This window comes from Pseudonocardia nematodicida (genome assembly GCF_040105385.1).
Taxonomy (GTDB): domain Bacteria; phylum Actinomycetota; class Actinomycetes; order Mycobacteriales; family Pseudonocardiaceae; genus Pseudonocardia; species Pseudonocardia nematodicida.
Window position 1 is genome coordinate 68,573 of record NZ_JBEDNQ010000002.1, and the last position, 15,947, is coordinate 84,519.

Here is a 15,947-nt window from a genome sequence, read left to right on the forward strand (position 1 = left end):
GATCCGGTCAACCGCTTCGCACCGCGGACGGCCGACCGGCGGCCTCGCGCGGCGCCCTCTCCCGGAACTCCGTGACCAGGGCGCCGATGAAGTCGGCGGCCTCCGCGGCGACCAGCGGCGGCCGGACCCGGTAGAGCGTGACATCGGTGACGCCGGCGTCGGCCAGGGTCGGCAGGCAGGCGAACGTGCGCGCGGGGTCGGGCCGCCCCGCGTCGTCGACATCGAGAAAGAGGCCGACGTGCACCGGGAACGGCCGGTCGGCTCCGCCGGCTACCACGACGAGCTCGCGCATCCGCGTCACGTTCGACGCCATGTCCTCGGCACCGACATCCCAGGTGATCCACCCGGCGCCGAACCGGGCGATCCTGCGCGCGACGTTCTTGTTGGCCCGGCCACCGCAGAGGATCGGAACACCGCCGTCCTGCAGCGGCTTCGGCATCGAGTGGATGCCGTCGAAGGACAGCTCCGCGCTCTCGTAGCTCGCGCGGGTCTCGGTCCAGAGCTGACGGCACACCTCGAGGGTGTGGTCGAGGAGCCGGCCACGGCCGGCGAAGTCGAGGCCCGCGGTCTCGTACTCCTCCCGCTGCCAGCCGACGCCGACGCCGAGGTCGAGACGACCACCGGACAATACGTCGATCGTGGCCGCCGACTTCGCGAGCACCATGGGCCGACGCAACGCCGCCAGGAGGATGTTCGTTCCGAGACGGACATTCTCCGTCACTCCGCAGAGTGCCGCCAGAAGGCTCATCGGCTCGAAGTAGTTTCCGTCCGGCCCCGTGGGCTGAGAACCGTTCGCAATCCCACCGATGGCCGGATTGGCGTACGCCTCGAGTTGCTCACCGAACACCACATGGTCCGGTGCCACGATTCGATCCACCCCCGCCTCGTCGCAGATCCGGGCGAAGTCCAGCACGAACCGCCAGTGCTGAACGTCCTCGACGAGATTGGGGGGGATCGACAGCGAGAGCCGCATCATCTACTCCTCGGGAAAAGGCCGGAACGCCGGGGCGACCGCGCGGCGCTGTCTCGATGGCGTCGGCTCTACCAGTCGACCATCAGCCTGGTGAGGCCGTAGTTGAGCCCGGCCTGCTTGAACTCCAGGTCGTCCTCGGCCATGGCGAGCCGGAGCCCCGGCAATCGCTGGAACAGCCGGGTCCACGCGACCTGCATCTCGACCCGGGCGAGGTTCTGGCCGACGCACTGATGCGGGCCGTAGCCGAAGGCGACGTGGTGGGAGGTGGCAGCCCGGGTCACATCCAGTTCGTCCAACGGGACACCGCTCGCGTCGAACGCACGGGAGTCCCGGTTCGCGGCGAACAGCGACATGACCACACCGTCGCCCGCCCTGATGGGTTGGCCGTTGATCTCCGTGTCCCGCACGGCGATCCGGCTCGGTTCGACCTGGACGATGCTGAGGTAGCGGAGCAACTCCTCGACCGCCGACGGCGCGATGGCCGTCGGATCGGCTCGAAAGACGGCGAGCTGATCCGGATTCTGCAGCAGCGCGAGGGCGCCGAGCCCGATCATGTTCGCGGTCGTCTCGTGACCCGCACCGATCACGAACCGGCCGATCGTCACGATCTCCTCGAACTCCAGCTCGCCCTTCGCGACCGTGACGTTCACGAGCCGGCTCAGCACGCTGTCGTCCGGGGCCTCCTGCTTCTCCCGTGCGGTCTGCCGGATCACGTCGAGCACGAAATGGTTGGCGGCGACACGGTCGGCCGGTTCCGCACCGAGGTCGAAGACGGCCTCCATCGCGTCGACGACCCGCACGGCCGTTGCGTGCTCCACACCGAGGATCTCGCAGATGACCGTGGTGGTGATCCGCAGCGCGAAGTGCTCGACCAGGTCGACCGGCCCCCCGCGCTCGACCATCGCGTCGAGGGTCTCGTCGACGATCTCGGTGATCCGGGGACGATGGCGCTCGGCCTGCTTGGGCGTCAGCGCCGAGATGATGGTCCGGCGGCGCAACGCGTGGTCGGCGCCGTCCATCCGGATGAAGAGTGCGCCCTCGGTCTCCACCTGGTTCGGAGCGTTGTTGGGGTAGCCGTGCGCGGTGACGTCGGTGCTGAACACCGGGTCGCTCAGAGCCGTCCGAACGTCCGCGTGCCGGCACAGCAGCCAGGGCTCCCTGCCGTTCCAGGTCCGGACCCGGGAGAGACCCTCCTGTTCACGCTGCGCCTCGAGCACCTCGGGCACGTCGAACGGGCACGTCCGGATGATCGGGTACGGCACCGGCACCTGTTCGGTCGCGACGATCTCCTCGGTCACCAGCGACCCCGTCCCCGACGACGCGCTCCGCCACGCGGCCGCGTCGGGGCGGTTCGTCCGGCCCCCGACCCGACCGGACGCATCACGTGCCGGCCCTGATCGCAGCGGCGGGGCAGCGGTTCACCGCTTCCGTCACCCTGCCCTGCTCGGATGGCGGGACCTCGGCGGTGAGGAGCTCGACGATGCCGTCGTCCTCGCGCTGGTCGAACACCAGTGGTGCCGCCAGGACACACTGGCCGGCGCCGACACAGGCGTCCTCGTCAACCTCGACGTTCAACGGGACCTCCTTACAGGGGATGTGCGCTCGCGAATGAGGAGTCCATCGGGGCGAGCGCGCAGGGACGGCTCGGCCGAGCCATCGCCTCTGACCATTTACTCAGTACACTGACGACTTTATCGGCCGTCCGCACCTGCGTCAACCCGGGCCGCCGGACCGAGACCGGCCCGGCGCCGCCGATCAGGACGGCGGCTTTCCGAGGAAGGCCGTTCGCGGCTCGACCACGTCGAGCTGCGAACAGAAGTCGATCCGGATCACGAGATGGCGGATCAACCACCCCCGCCCCTCCCGCCGGAAGAAGATCGTGTGAGTGCCCGCGACCGCCAGAACGGTCCCGGGCCCCCGGCCGGTCAGCTCCAGGAAACGACCCTCGACGAGACCGGCGTCGCCGTCGACCCGGACCTCGTGGGTGGTTCCGTGGTGCCCTGAGTGGACGCGTTCGTCATCGGAAGGACGAACGGGCGAGACCACCCGGAGGAAACCCGACTCGATCGACGCGCGACCGTGCCACGCGCGGTCCCCGTTGTCGGAGCCGCAGGACTCGAACACGGCGTCCTCGGCGAACATCGCCGCGATCTCCGCATGCGCCCCGCCACGGTCGAAGAGGCTCATGAACCGATGCCATGCCGTTCGCAAGGCATCGACGTCCTCCATGTACTGCACCCGCCGCGACAGGGATGCGACGTCCTCGATCATGATGCCCACCACCTCCATCTGCTGGTCATCGGACCGTAACCCGCTCCACGGGGACCCCCGCCCGCCGACGAGGAGTGACGGCCGGCGCGCGAGCGGGCGCGACCGGCGCAGGCCGGGCAGCGAGCAGGTGCGTCGGAGATCGTCACCCCGGCGGCCCGTGGAATGCAGACATCTCTACAAGCCGGGGAAAGGCGTCGCAAGAGCCTCGGTGATGTGGTTGACACCACAGCCACACAACCCTACGCTCAGTGTACTGAACGATGTTTCGAAATCGATCGAACCGCGGCCTCGTTGATCGGCGGGGCCGGCATCGGCGATTCCCGGAAACAGTCCCCGACCCACCCAGAGGACCGACGTGACTGAGGCCATCGAGACAACGGAGTTCGCCGGCCGGTTCCCGCTCACCGACAAAGCGGTCGCCAAGGATCCGAGCGAGTTCTTCGCGACCCTGCGGTCGAAGTGCCCTGTCGCCAGATCGGAGGCGTTCGACGGGTTCTGGACCGTCGCCCGGTACTCGGATGTGTCCCACGCGGCCCTCACACCGGAGACGTTCAGCAACACCGGCGGAATCACCATTCCCCGGATCCCGCAGCCGCCCGTGATCTGCATCGAGCAGGACGACCCCGAACACCGGAAGTACCGCAAGCCCCTGCAGGGATGGTTCTCGGTCAAACGGATGCAGGTGATCGAGGACCAGGTCCGGCGTGTCGTCAGTGGTTACATCGACGCGGTGATCGAGGACGGCAGGGGCGACCTCGCCACGATCCTGGCGACACCGGTTCCCCCGACGGCGATCGCACTGATCCTGGGGCTTCCCGAGAAGGACTGGAGCTGGTTCCGCGACCAGGAGATCGCTCTCCTGACGCACGCCCAGAACGGCGACGTCGAGGCGGCCGGGGCCGTGCACCTCGACGTCGCGGGATACCTCGGCAACTGCCTTGCCGAGCGCAGGCGCTCGCCGCAGGGAGACATGATGTCCGACATCGCCGCGCTCACCGTGGACGGTGAGCCGATCTCCGATTCGGACGCCGTCTCGTTGGCGATCCTGATACTCGGCGCCGGCCTCGAGACCACCGTGGGCGGGATCGGCGGCATGCTCTACCAGGTCCTGAAGGACCCCGACCTGCGCGACCGCCTGATCGCCGATCCCTCGCTCATCGCCCAGGCGGTCGAGGAGGCACTCCGCCTCGAGACGCCGCTCCCCGGCCTCGCGCGCACGGTGAGCGAGGCGACGACGGTGGAGGGCGTATCCATGTCGGAGGGGGACCGCGTGATGCTCCTGTGGGGCTCCGCGAACCGCGACCCCGAGGTGTTCGACTCCCCCGACGAGTTCCGCGTCGACCGCCCGAATGTCCAGAAGCATCTCGCGTTCGGCGCCGGAGTGCACCGCTGTGTGGGGGCGCCCCTGGCCCGGCTGGAGATGCGCGTCGTGCTCGAGGAGGTGCTGCGGCGGATGCCCGCGGCGCGGCTCACCGACCCGGACGCCGTCGAGGTGACGTGGACCGTGGGACGTGACTTCAGAAGGCTCGACGCCGTGTGGTGAGTTCGTCGCATTCGTCGTACGGGAGACACAGCCGCGGCGCGGGTCGAACGAGAACGCGCTGCGAATGTCCCCACCAGTGGGTGCCGTCGGCAGCATCCCCCTGCGCCAGGACGGACGGACCGGTCGTGCAGTCATCGCCGGGTGAGCTCCGGGCCGAGGACGTTCGGCTCGGGGGTGGACAACGCCACCCGCAGGAAGCGGTGCAGGACGGGGTTGTCGTCGTCCGGGCGCCAGCAGACCCCGGTCTCGACGACGCCCGTGTGCTGGCGCAACCGGCGCGCGACCAGGCCGTCAGGCAACTGCCGCGAGTGCTCCGCGGGCAGCAGGCAGTAGGCGTCACCGGCCGCCTCGACGATCGCCAGGGCCTGGACCACCGATCCCGCGCTCACCGAGCGGGTGGCGGTGCCGGCCGCGGCGCGGACGTGCTCCGCGAGCGCGCCACCCGCCTGCGCACCGAGCTCCACCCGCAGCGCGGGAGCGTCGTCGAGGTCCAGCCGGTCCCGACGTGACGCCGGGGCGGCGGCGGACAGGATCGCCACCAGGGGTTCGCGGGCGACGACGGCGATCTCCAGGCCGCGTGCACGGACCAGCCGGTGCCGCACGGTCCCCGGCGACGACGGCGGCAGGTGCAGCAGTCCGGCGTGCGCGGTGTGCTGGGCGACCTGCTCGACGGCGAGCCGGTCCGGGGCACAGTCCAGCCGGAGGTCGACGTCCGGCCCCAGGTCGCCGCCGGCGGCGAGCCGGGCCAGCAGGCCCGGTGACGTCGAGTGGCCGGCCACCACGGTGAGCCGGCCCCGGGTCCCCTGGCCGATGGTGCGCACCGTCTCGGTGGCCGCGGCGAGCTCGGTGAGCACCCGGCGGGCCCGCTCCGCCAGCTCCCGCCCGGCGGCGGTCAGATCCACCCCGCGGCCGTGCCGGACCAGCAACGGGACGCCGAGCTCCCGCTCGAGGTTCTGCAGCCGCACGGTCAGGGGTGGCTGGGTCATCTGCAGTACCGACGCCGCGCGGCTGACCGACCCCTCGTCGGCGACGGCGACGAAGCACTCCATGGCTCGGACATCCATTCGCCCACTGTATGGCTCGGAGCGGCGATCGGTATTGGACGAATATGAAGGGGGCCTCGACACTGACGTTGGCCGGCACCGCACTCAGAGAAGAGGCGACGTGAACGAGACTCAGACCGAGGCCGACGACCTCCTGACCACCGACGTCCTCGTCATCGGCAGCGGTCCTGCCGGAGCGTCGGCCGCGCTGTTCCTGGCGACCTACGGGGTCGACCACATCGTCGTCACCAAGTACCGGTGGACCGCGAACACCCCGCGCGCGCACATCACCAACCAGCGCACGGTGGAGATCCTGCGGGACATGGGGATCGAGGACGACGTCCGGGCCCAGGGCGTGCCGTCGCACATGATGGGCGAGACGGTCTTCTGCACCAGCCTCGCCGGCGACGAGCTCGGCCGCGTCCGCTCCTGGGGCAACCACCCGGCCCGCAAGGCCGACTACACCCTGGCCAGCCCGGCGGAGAACTGCGACCTGCCGCAGACCCTGCTCGAACCGATCGTCATCGGGCGCGCCGCGGAACGCGGGAGCCGGATCCGGTTCGACACCGAGTACGTCGGCCTCGAGCAGGACGACGCCGGCGTCACCGTCACGGTCCGGGACCGGCTGTCGGGCCACACCTACCGGATCCGAGCGAAGTACGTGATCGGTGCCGACGGCGGCCGCAGCACCGTCGCCCGCGACATCGGCCTCCCGTTCGAGGGTCGGATGGACCTCGCCGGATCCATGAACATCGTGTTCCACGCCGACCTGAGCCGCTTCGTCGAGAAGCGCCCGAGCGTCCTGTACTGGGTCCTGCAGCCGGGCTCGAACATCGGCGGGATCGGCATGGGCGTGATCCGGATGGTCCGGCCCTGGGACGAGTGGCTCGCCATCTGGGGCTACGACATCGACGAGCCGCCGCCGCAACTCGACGACGCGATGGCGACCAAGGTCGTGCACGACCTCATCGGCGACGACACCGTGCCGGTCACCATCCGGTCGACGTCGCTGTGGGGCAACAACAAGATGTACGCCACCCGCTACCGCGCCGGACGGGTCTTCTGCGCCGGGGACGCGGTGCACCGGCACCCGCCGTCGAACGGGCTCGGCTCCAACACCTCGATCCAGGACTCCTACAACCTGGCCTGGAAGCTCGCGCTGGTCCTGTCCGGCCGGGCCGGCGAGGACCTGCTCGACACCTACGACGCCGAGCGTGCCCCGATCGGCGAGCAGATCGTGCTGCGCGCCAACAAGTCCATCGAGGAGTTCGGTCCGATCTTCTCCGCCCTCGGCGTCACTGACACCGACGATCCCGACGCCCAGCGGGCCAACATGGCCGCGCGTGCCGACAACACCCCCGAGGCCGCCGCGCAGCGCATCGCGCTGCGCAAGGCGCTGGAGACCAAGGACTACGAGTTCAACGCGCACGGCGTCGAGCTCGGCCAGCGCTACCGATCGGCCGCGGTGGTCGGTGACGGCACCGGCGAGCCGGCCTACGACCGCGACCCCGAGCTCTGGTACCACCCCACGACCTGGCCGGGGGCCCGGCTGCCGCACTGCTGGCTCGGACGCGGCCAGGACCGGGTGAGCACCCACGACGTGACCGGCAAGGGCCGGTTCGCCCTGCTCACCGGCATCTCGGGCGAGGCGTGGGCGCACGCCGCCGCCGAGGCGTCGGCGCGGCTCGGCATCGAGGTGGACTTCCACGTCATCGGCCCCGGCCGCGAGCTGACCGACGTCTACGACGACTGGGCGAGGCTGCGCGAGGTCGAGGAGTCCGGCTGCGTGCTGGTGCGGCCCGACGCCCACGTCGCCTGGCGGTCCCACCAGCTGCCGGACGACCCGGCCGCCGAGCTGGTTTCGGCGCTCGGATCGGTACTCGCCCGCGGCGCGAAGGAGCTCTGATGGACCGCTTCGACTACACCGCGCTCCCGGCCCGCATCGTGTTCGGCCCGGGCACCCTCGAGCGCACCGCCGACGAGGTGCACCGCCTGGGACGCTCCCGGGTGCTGCTGCTGGCCGGCCCGGACCTGGCCGCGCACGGCGAGCGCCTGGAGAAGGTGCTGGGCCCGCTGCTCGCCGGCCGGTTCGACGGTGCCGCCATGCACACCCCGGTCGAGGTGACCGGGCGGGCGATCGAGGAGCTGCGCCGGGTCGACGCGGACTGCGTGGTCGCGGTCGGGGGCGGTTCGACGACCGGTCTCGCCAAGGCCCTGGCCGCCCGGACCGGCGTCGACCAGGTCATCCTTCCCACCACCTACGCGGGGTCGGAGGTGACCCCGGTCCTCGGCGAGACCTCCGACGGCGTCAAGACGACCCGGTCGGATCCGGCGATCCTGCCCGAGACCGTGATCTACGACGTCGAGCTCTCCGCCGGCCTCCCGCAGGCGATCGCGGTGACCAGCGCGGCGAACGCGATGGCGCACGCCATCGAGGCGCTCTACTCACCGCAGGCCAACCCGATCATCGACGGCATGGCGCTCGACGCCGTCGAGCTGCTCGCCGACGGGCTCCGGGCACTCGCCAACGGGGTCGACGACCTCGACGTCCGGTCCCGGCTGCTACGCGGCGCGTGGCTCGCCGGGACCTGCCTCGGGTCGGTCGGCATGGGGCTGCACCACAAGCTGTGCCACACCCTCGGCGGGAGCTTCGACCTGCCGCACTCCCCCACGCACGCCGTCGTCCTGCCGCACGCGATGGCCTACAACGCCGCCGCCGTGCCCGAGGTGATGGACCGGATCGCGGTCCGGCTGCACACCACCGATGCGCCCGCCGCCAGCTACGACCTCGTCGCGGCCGCGGGCGGCCCCACGTCGCTGGACGCGATCGGGATGCCGGCCGACGAGCTCGACCGCGCCGCCGAGCTCGCCACCGCCACCCCGTACCCGAACCCGGCCCCGGTCACCCGCGACGGCGTCCGGGCACTGCTCGACGACGCCCAGCACGGCCGGCGACCGGCATCGGACCCGACCCTCACCGCGTCCGTCGGGCGGCTCACCGGGCAGGTGATCCGCTCCTTCGACGCCGGGGACCGGCCGCGCCTGGCCGGCCTCGCGCGCGACCTCGTCCGCCGGCTGCACGGCTTCGCGCTCGACAACGACCTCACCCAGCAGGAGTGGCAGGCCGGGATCGACTTCCTGACCCGGGCGGGCCACATCACCACCGACACCCGGCAGGAGTTCATCCTGCTGTCCGACACCCTCGGTCTGTCCAGTGTGGTCGACGTGCTCACCAACTCACGCACCCCGGACGGCACGTCGTCAGCGGTGCTCGGACCGTTCTACGTGGAGGGTCCGCCCGAGCTGCCGCAGGGCGCCGACCTGTCGGCCGGACTGCCCGGGGTGCCGCTCTGGGCCGACGTCACCGTCACCGATCCCGACGGCCGTCCGCTGCCGGAGGCCGTCGTGGACGTCTGGCAGGCCAATCAGGACGGCTTCTACGACGTGCAGCTGCCCGACCTGGACAGTCCCGTCCTGCGTGGACGGTTGCGCACCGACGGCGACGGGCGGCTGCGGTTCCGGTCCATCCTGCCCTCGGAGTACCCCATCCCCTCCGACGGGCCGGTCGGTGACCTGCTCACCGCGACCGGGCGGCACATGTTCCGGGCGCCGCACCTGCACTTCCTCATCGCGGCGCCCGGGCACCGTGAGCTGATCACCCAGTTGTTCGTGAAGGGCGGGAAGTACCTGGACTCCGACGCGGTGTTCGGGGTGAAGGAGGACCTGGTCGTCGACTTCGCGCCGCGGAGCGGGCCGATGCCGGACGGTACGGAGGTCGGCGGGGAGTGGCGGGAGCTGTCCTTCACGTTCAGGGTGCAGCCGATTCAGTGAGCGCAGGCCATCCCGGGAGCGCGGGGACCACGTCGTCCGCGGGATGGTGGGGCTCACGGCCGACCGCCGACGGCACCCGCTGCCGGACTGGCAGCGCGACGTCCTCGACATGATGCTCCGGCGCCAGTGTGCCGAGAACCTCGGCCGCGGCGATCGCCACCAGCGCGGAGTCCACACCCCGGAGAAGGCGACGACCAGCCGCCCCTGTTCGGCGATGGGCGTACGCAGCCGCTACGCCTCGGGCGACGGCACCTCAGGCGACATGGTCCGCCGGTCGCACGCTCGCGTCGACGTACGGCACCGTCAGCGGACCCTCCGGCAGGACGCACACCCGCGCCTCCGGCCCGATCCGCGCGCAGACCTCGCGCACCGTCGCGGCGATGTCCGAGGTCTGCGTGAGGTGAGCCAGCGCCAGCTCCTCGTCGGAGAGGTAGGAGGTGTGCATGACCACCCGGGCACCGGACTGGATCTTGGCCTGGATCTGCACCTGCCACTGGTCCGGGACCGTCTCCTTCCGCGCGGAGATGTCGGCGAACAGCGCCTCCGGCGAGGCCGCCGAGGCCAGCACCTCCTTGTACGACCCGTGGTCGGGGAACCCGTCGCGGCACTCGGCGGCGCAGATGATCGTGCCGCCGGGCTTGACCACGGTGTACGCCGCCGACATGCCCTTGACCGCCTGGTACAGGTTCTGGTCCAGCGGGAAGCCCGAGTTGGTGGTGACGACGACGTCGAACAGGTCGTCCACCGGCGCCATGGCGATCTCCCGGGCGGCCTCGCGGGCCGCGGAGTGCATGGCGAGCAGGTCCCCCGCGAAGGCGCGGACGATCTTCTTCTCGCGGTTCAGGATGACGTCGAAGGCGAACGTCACCCCGGTCTCGGCCGCGATGGTGCGGATGTCGCGGTGCACCGGGTTGTCGTCGATGACGCCCCACGTGGCGCGCTCGTCGCCGATCCGCGCGGCGTCGTGCAGCGTGAGCACCGTCTCCAGCGCAGCGAGCCCGGGGGCCACCAGTTTCGGGCCCCCGCTGAAGCCGGCGAAGAAGTGCGGTTCGACGAAGCCCGTGGTGACCTTGACGTCCGCGTCCACCCACAGGGAGTTCAGCCACACGGGCACGCCCTCGCCGTACTCGCCGAGCCAGGTCAGCGAGGCGGTGTCGCGGGAGTCGTGGTTGACCACGCGCAGCCGGTCGGTGAGCTCGCCGCCCAGCATCTGCCGGATCTCGGCGTCGGTGTTGCCACGGTGCGTGCCGGTGGCGACCAGGACCACCACGTCCTCGGGCTCGATGATGCCCGCGACCTCGTCGAGGATCGCCGGGATCATCAGGTGCCGCGGCTGCGGACGGGTCAGGTCGCACATCGAGATGGCCATCGACTGGCCGGGCCGCACCCGGTCGCGCAGTCTCGGTCCCGCGACCGGTGCGGCGAGCACCTCCCGCAGGTAGGCGGCCTCCTCGGGCACCGCCGGGTGGTACTGCGGTTCGACGACCGTCACGTCCAGGTCGTCGGGGAGGCCGACCGTCAGCCAGCCCTGCCCGTAGGCCAGATCAACGTCCACTGTTCTCCTCCGTCATCGTGCAACCGCCACCGTAGGCGTCGACGATGCACCTCGTGTTCAGGACCGGGTCTCGCGTGCGTCGCCGTCGAGATCCTTGTCGAGATCGCCGTCGAGCTCGCTCGCCGCGCGCAGCCGCTCGGCCTCCAGCTCGCGTGCCTGCTCCACGGCCTCGCGTTCCTTGATCTCGGCCAGCGCGCCGGACCGCTTGAGGAACGATGCCAGCACCCGGGCGAGGACCGCGGACACCAGGACCGACGCCGCGACCTGCGCCGTGGCGGTGCCGACGTACTGGGCGAACTGCGGGTCGGCCGCCGCGACGACAGCCGGTGTGCCGATCGCATTGCCCGCCGTGGTGCCGGCGGCGAACCCGATACCGGAGTACGCACCGCGCCGCAGAATGATCTTGTAGCCCAGGTAGCAGAAGTAGCCCGTCACCGGCGCCACGATCAGGCCCAGCAGGATGCCGCTCAGACCACCGGTGACGATCTCGAAGAAGTCGATGCTGGTGCCCAGGGCGAAGGCGAAGAACGGGATGACGATGTTGGGCGTCGGGCGCAGGATCTCGCGCCAGCGCTCGTCGAAGTGACCGACGACCATGCCGAGCAGCAGCGGCAGGATCGCGGCCAGCAGCGCGAGGAACGGGATGTTGCCCAGACCCGACGCACCGAGGAACAGCAGCGTCGTGAACGGGCCGTCGTTCAGCGCGGACCCGACCACGGCGCCCCGGTCACGCTTGTCGCCGTACTTCGAGGTGTAGGCTATCCAGAGCCCGGAGTTGGTGTTGTCCACGGCCGCGAACAGCGCCAGCAGCGAGATGCCGGCGAAGCCGTCCAGACCCACGGCGAAGCCCAGCGCGACCGCGATGCCGGGGATGAGCGTCTTGCACAGCAGCAGCGTCCCGGATGGCGGGACCGGTCGTCGTGGAGTTGACCTGGGTGCCGACGGCGAAGATCAGCACCCCGATCAGCGGCAGCGCGCTGTCGGCGAACAGTCCGGTGGTGAAGTTTCCGATCTCCAGGGACTCGGGCCAGAAGGTGTTGACGACGGCTCCCAGGATCAACGAAGCCGGCGACGACCAGCACGGGTGTCGCGGCCGGGGTCAGTCGTCGGACGGTGTCCACGACCTTGGTGCCAGGGACTGGGAGTCGGGGGTGCCCTCGCCGGTGAGGACGACATCGGCGCGGGCGAGCAGGTCGCCGGCGCCGAGCAGGTCTGCCACAAGACACCCTCCGGGCTCATCTCGGCGTCCAGCAGGCAGACGAGGGTCGCGAGCATGCCGCCCGCCGACCCGTTCCCGGGGACGGTCCGCAGCTCGCGACCGGTGGTGTCGGCGAGCACGTCGGCCAGCACGCTGAGGCCGGCGTCGAGCACAGTGATGTCGTCGTTGGCCGCGCCCTTCTGGGGACCGAAGGCCGCGGCGGCGCGCCGACCGGGGAGGACCGTCCTCCAGCTCGGTGACGCCCTCGGTGGCCCAGGCGACCGACTGCAACCCCGGCAGCAACTACACCTCGAGTATGGCGTTCTGCATCGCGCTGGCGGTACCGGACATGGGGATGAGCCCGGCCGAGGCGCTGCGTGCCGCGTCCTGGAGAGGCGCTGCGGCACTGCGCCGGACGGAGGTGGGAGCGCCGGCGCCAGGGCGCCGTGCCGATCTGCTGGTCTTCGACGCGCCGCCGTACATCCACCTTGCCGACCGGCCGGGTGTCGGGCTGATCCGGTCGGTGGTCCGCGGCGGCCGGCAGGTCGTCGGACCGCGGGTCTGAGCGGATGCGGGAGGACGCGGCCGGTTCTCCCCGCGCCCACCGGCGTCGCGACCGGCGCTGGGCCGCCTACGGCGGTGCGGCGGGACTCGCGGCGACCGGCGGGAGGGTCAGGACGGAACCTCCGACGAGATACCGGGGGCCACCGATCCGCGCGAGCGGCTCGAGGTCCGCGGTCTCGATCCTGCCGTCGGCCAGCAGCCCGTCCCGGAGGTGGACCCGCCGGACACGGCCGACGACGAGCTCGCTGCGGATGTTCCCGAACTCGACGATGCGGTCGAGCCGGCACTCGAGGCTGATCGGGGCGCGCTCCACCCAGGGTGGGGTCACGATCTCGGACGGCGTCGTCCGGAGATCGAGCAGGTCGGCCTCGCTGACCTCCGGTGGGTGTTCGCGCGCGCTCTCGTGCACCTCTGCCGCCAGACTCTCGTCGGCGACGTTCACCACGAAGTCCCCGGTGGCGACGATGTTGACGACCGTGTCCTTCCGTCCGCCGAGCTTCCTGCCCGCCACGAAGGCGACCAGCAGGGGGTCATAGCAGACGAAGGTGTAGCAGCTGAACGGTGCGAGATTGACCGGGCCACCGGCTTCTCCGACGGTGCTCACCCAGGCGATCGGCCGAGGCACGACGACGCCCGAGATGAGCCGGTAGCGGCGGTTCGACGACAGGTCGTCGGGATCGAGCGACTCGGTCATCTCACCGGCTCACGGCGATTTCGAGTCCACTCAGGACCTCGGTGAGCGACGCGACCGAGGGCTGCCCAGCGAGTCCGCGCACGGTGTCGGCCACCGTTGCTGCGGCGGCGTGCCCGACGACCGGGTCGGCGTTCCCGTGGTACTTGCCGAGCAGCTCGTCGGTGGACAGCGGATCCTGCGGTCCGCCCCGGTTCACCAGGACGCGCTCGACGGCGGTCGTGCCGTCGCGCAGGTGAGCGGTGAGGACCGCGGGGAACTGGTGCGGGAAGATCGAGTCACACAGCGCGCTGCCCCGGCACTCGACCGAGGCGGCGAGGGCGAGGATCGCGGGATCACCGACCTTGTCGTCGGTGAAGTCCTCGTGGAAGACACCCAGCCCACCACCACCGAGCAGAGCCGTGGCGACGGTGAAGGGCCCGCTGAAGGCGGCGTGGTAGCCGGAGCGGGGGTGGATCTTCTCGGCGCGGGGTTCGGCGATCGTGCGCAGCACCGGGGTGGGCACCTCGAGCACCAGGCGTTCGATCGACGAGGGATCGACGCCCGCCGCGCGCAGGCGCAGCGCGGCGTCCACCCCTGCGTGGGTGAAGTGGTTGCACGGGTAGGGCTTGAAGAAGATGTCCTCGACCATCCACTTCTCGCCGAGCCCGTCGAGCAGGGCGTCGAGGCGGAACCCGTCGCCCAGGAAGGCCTGGAAGAACCCGAAACGCCCCTCCAAGGCGGTCGGCGGGCCGGTGAGCCCCGCGGAGACCATCTCGGCGGCGGTGACCCCGGCGTGGGCGGCCCACCCGCAGTGCACCCGCTTGACGGTGCCCCCCGTGCGGTTCGCCTCGATGATCCCCGCGCCCATGCTCGCGGCGATGCCGATGGTGGAGACGAGCTGGTCGGTGTCGTGGCCCAGGAGCATCCCGGCCGCCAGCGCCGAACCCAGAGCGCCGCAGATCGCCGTGGCGTGCTGGCCGCGCTCGAAGTAGACGGAGTTGCCGAGGGCCTCGTCGTAGCCCGCCATCCCGAGCCGGCAGACGAACTCGATCCCCACGGCGGCCGCTTCGAGGAACTCGGCGCCGGAGGCGTCCGATCGCTCGGCCACCGCGAGCGCCGCCGGGATGACCGAGGCCGAGGGGTGCAGGACCGACGGCAGGTGGGTGTCGTCGAAGTCGAGGCTGTGCGCGAGGGTGCCGTTGAGCAGCGCGGCCGACGGCGCCGGGACCCGGCCGTACCCGATGGCCGTCGCCTCGGGTGTGCCGCCCCAGCGACCGACCAGCTCACGGATCGAGTGGGCCGGGGGTTCCCGGGTCGCGGCGATGCTGATCCCCAGCAGGTCCAGTACGCGGCGGGCGAGGTCGGTGCGTACGGACTCGGGGAAGCCCCGGCGGGCGGCCACCTCGGCGACGGCGCGGCTCGCGGTAACGGCGGGATCGATCGTGGTCATCCGACGACCACCGCGAGCGGGCGGATCGGGGAGCCGGTCGCGCCGACGATCCGCAGCGGTGCCATGACGAACGAGAACTCCACGATCCCGGTGGCGGCCAGGTCCTCGAGCGCGAGGTGCTCGAGGATGTGGATGCCCGCGTCGACGAGCAGGACCTTGTGGACCGGGAGGAGGCTGTGGCCGGCGCCCGGGGCGAGCTGCTCGCAGGCGGTGGTGTCGGTACCGACAGCGCGGAACCCGTGCGCGACCAGCCATTCGGCCGCGTCGAGCGACACTCCCGGGACTCCGGAGGCGTGGCCGGCGTAGCGCTCGGGATCGTCCCAGTACCGGCCCCAGCCCGTCCGGACGACGGCGACGTCGCCGGCCCGCGGCTCGATCCCGGCCGTGTCGAGGATCGACGACAGGTCGTCGGCCGTGACGCCGTAGCCGCCGGGCAGCACGTCGGTGTCCCGGGCGGTCGCGATGTCGAAGAAGAGCCCGCGCCCCAGCATCGGGGGGACCTCGTCGGCGCCGAGGCTGGAGAACCGCCCGCCGGTCTGAGCTCGCGCCGCGTCCACACCCCCGTGCAGGCAGCCCTCGTAGCTGACGTGCGCGAGTGCGTCGACGTGCGTGCCGACGTGCCCGCCGGTCACGATGATCTCGTTCGCCGCCGAGCTGCCGTCCGCACGCACCGCGTCGCCGTGCCGGCGCATCAGGGCCATCTTGAACCCGGGGTGGTTGGGTGAGGACGGCATGCCGTTGTAGAGCGTGCGACCGAGCTCGACCAGCGTGGACCGGGACAGCGCGGCCGACAGGGCCGCCTGATCCACGACGTCCACGTCACCGGTGGCCGCAGAGTTCACTGTG

At 71.3% G+C, this 15,947-nt stretch carries 13 protein-coding genes and 2 pseudogenes; 4 read left to right on the forward strand and 11 right to left on the reverse strand.

Annotation, left to right across the window (positions count from 1 at the left end; all coding sequences use genetic code 11):
* Positions 1 to 7: 7 nt before the first annotated feature.
* The 4 genes from WIS52_RS04670 to WIS52_RS04685 form a co-directional block, all read right to left on the reverse strand.
* Positions 8 to 973 (reverse strand): TIGR03619 family F420-dependent LLM class oxidoreductase, encoded by a 966-nt coding sequence (locus WIS52_RS04670; RefSeq protein ID WP_349296852.1) that lies wholly within the window; start codon positions 971 to 973, stop codon positions 8 to 10.
* 68 nt (positions 974 to 1,041) lie between these two features.
* On the reverse strand, positions 1,042 to 2,271 hold the full coding sequence (locus tag WIS52_RS04675; RefSeq protein WP_349296853.1) for a cytochrome P450: 1,230 nt from the start codon (positions 2,269 to 2,271) through the stop codon (positions 1,042 to 1,044).
* An 82-nt stretch (positions 2,272 to 2,353) separates the two neighbouring features.
* A complete protein-coding gene (locus WIS52_RS04680) occupies positions 2,354 to 2,548 on the reverse strand; it encodes a ferredoxin (RefSeq protein WP_349296854.1) in 195 nt (64 codons plus the stop codon).
* 180 nt (positions 2,549 to 2,728) lie between these two features.
* On the reverse strand, positions 2,729 to 3,262 hold the full coding sequence (locus tag WIS52_RS04685) for a nuclear transport factor 2 family protein (RefSeq protein WP_349296855.1): 534 nt from the start codon (positions 3,260 to 3,262) through the stop codon (positions 2,729 to 2,731).
* A 337-nt stretch (positions 3,263 to 3,599) separates the two neighbouring features.
* Between WIS52_RS04685 and WIS52_RS04690 the strand changes: the two genes are divergently transcribed.
* Positions 3,600 to 4,787, forward strand: coding sequence for a cytochrome P450 (locus WIS52_RS04690; protein ID WP_349296856.1), 1,188 nt, complete (start codon positions 3,600 to 3,602; stop codon positions 4,785 to 4,787).
* A gap of 131 nt (positions 4,788 to 4,918) precedes the next feature.
* Here the strand turns inward: WIS52_RS04690 and WIS52_RS04695 are convergent, their stop codons facing one another.
* The gene (locus WIS52_RS04695) at positions 4,919 to 5,851 is read right to left on the reverse strand and encodes a LysR family transcriptional regulator (RefSeq protein WP_349296857.1); all 933 of its coding nucleotides are present in this window, start codon (positions 5,849 to 5,851) and stop codon (positions 4,919 to 4,921) included.
* 100 nt (positions 5,852 to 5,951) lie between these two features.
* On the opposite strand from WIS52_RS04695, the gene WIS52_RS04700 reads away from it, so the two are divergent.
* Both WIS52_RS04700 and WIS52_RS04705 read left to right on the forward strand, forming a co-directional pair.
* Complete coding sequence (locus WIS52_RS04700) at positions 5,952 to 7,736, forward strand: FAD-dependent oxidoreductase (RefSeq protein WP_349296858.1); 1,785 nt, start codon at positions 5,952 to 5,954, stop codon at positions 7,734 to 7,736.
* Positions 7,736 to 9,661, forward strand: coding sequence for a maleylacetate reductase and hydroxyquinol 1,2-dioxygenase domain-containing protein (locus WIS52_RS04705; RefSeq protein WP_349296859.1), 1,926 nt, complete (start codon positions 7,736 to 7,738; stop codon positions 9,659 to 9,661). The genes WIS52_RS04700 and WIS52_RS04705 overlap by 1 nt, the downstream gene beginning before the upstream one ends.
* Positions 9,662 to 9,914: 253 nt before the next feature.
* Here the strand turns inward: WIS52_RS04705 and larA are convergent, their stop codons facing one another.
* The 3 genes and pseudogenes from larA to WIS52_RS31660 all read right to left on the reverse strand — a co-directional run.
* Positions 9,915 to 11,216 (reverse strand): nickel-dependent lactate racemase, encoded by a 1,302-nt coding sequence (larA, locus tag WIS52_RS04710; RefSeq protein ID WP_349296860.1) that lies wholly within the window; start codon positions 11,214 to 11,216, stop codon positions 9,915 to 9,917.
* Between the two features lie 57 nt (positions 11,217 to 11,273).
* A pseudogene (locus tag WIS52_RS04715) lies at positions 11,274 to 12,276 on the reverse strand (2-keto-3-deoxygluconate permease).
* A 182-nt stretch (positions 12,277 to 12,458) separates the two neighbouring features.
* Positions 12,459 to 12,632, reverse strand: a pseudogene (locus WIS52_RS31660) (glycerate kinase); the annotation flags it as partial.
* Between the two features lie 38 nt (positions 12,633 to 12,670).
* On the opposite strand from WIS52_RS31660, the gene WIS52_RS04725 reads away from it, so the two are divergent.
* Positions 12,671 to 12,979, forward strand: a complete 309-nt coding sequence (locus WIS52_RS04725) for an amidohydrolase family protein (protein WP_349296861.1) — start codon at positions 12,671 to 12,673, stop codon at positions 12,977 to 12,979.
* Between the two features lie 66 nt (positions 12,980 to 13,045).
* Here WIS52_RS04725 and WIS52_RS04730 read toward each other — a convergent pair whose 3' ends face one another.
* Genes WIS52_RS04730 through WIS52_RS04740 form a run of 3 tightly spaced genes read right to left on the reverse strand, consistent with a single transcriptional unit; the run spans position 13,046 to position 15,943 of the window.
* Positions 13,046 to 13,672 carry a flavin reductase family protein gene (locus tag WIS52_RS04730; protein ID WP_349296862.1) on the reverse strand — a complete coding sequence of 209 codons (627 nt, stop codon included), beginning with the start codon at positions 13,670 to 13,672 and terminating at the stop codon, positions 13,046 to 13,048.
* Position 13,673: 1 nt separating this feature from the next.
* The gene (locus WIS52_RS04735) at positions 13,674 to 15,101 is read right to left on the reverse strand and encodes an MmgE/PrpD family protein (RefSeq protein WP_349296863.1); all 1,428 of its coding nucleotides are present in this window, start codon (positions 15,099 to 15,101) and stop codon (positions 13,674 to 13,676) included.
* A complete protein-coding gene (locus WIS52_RS04740; protein ID WP_349296864.1) occupies positions 15,098 to 15,943 on the reverse strand; it encodes a cyclase family protein in 846 nt (281 codons plus the stop codon). The genes WIS52_RS04735 and WIS52_RS04740 overlap by 4 nt, the downstream gene beginning before the upstream one ends.
* Positions 15,944 to 15,947 lie beyond the last annotated feature (4 nt).

What these genes read in the sequence shown, in the direction of transcription:
- WIS52_RS04670 (WP_349296852.1), bottom strand. Translation starts at nt 973, where the DNA reads ATGCGGCTCTCGCTGTCGATCCCCCCCAATCTCGTCGAGGACGTTCAG.
- WIS52_RS04685 (WP_349296855.1), bottom strand. Translation starts at nt 3,262, where the DNA reads ATGGAGGTGGTGGGCATCATGATCGAGGACGTCGCATCCCTGTCGCGG.
- WIS52_RS04695 (WP_349296857.1), bottom strand. Translation starts at nt 5,851, where the DNA reads ATGGATGTCCGAGCCATGGAGTGCTTCGTCGCCGTCGCCGACGAGGGG.
- WIS52_RS04705 (WP_349296859.1), top strand. Translation starts at nt 7,736, where the DNA reads ATGGACCGCTTCGACTACACCGCGCTCCCGGCCCGCATCGTGTTCGGC.
- WIS52_RS04730 (WP_349296862.1), bottom strand. Translation starts at nt 13,672, where the DNA reads ATGACCGAGTCGCTCGATCCCGACGACCTGTCGTCGAACCGCCGCTAC.
- WIS52_RS04735 (WP_349296863.1), bottom strand. Translation starts at nt 15,101, where the DNA reads ATGACCACGATCGATCCCGCCGTTACCGCGAGCCGCGCCGTCGCCGAG.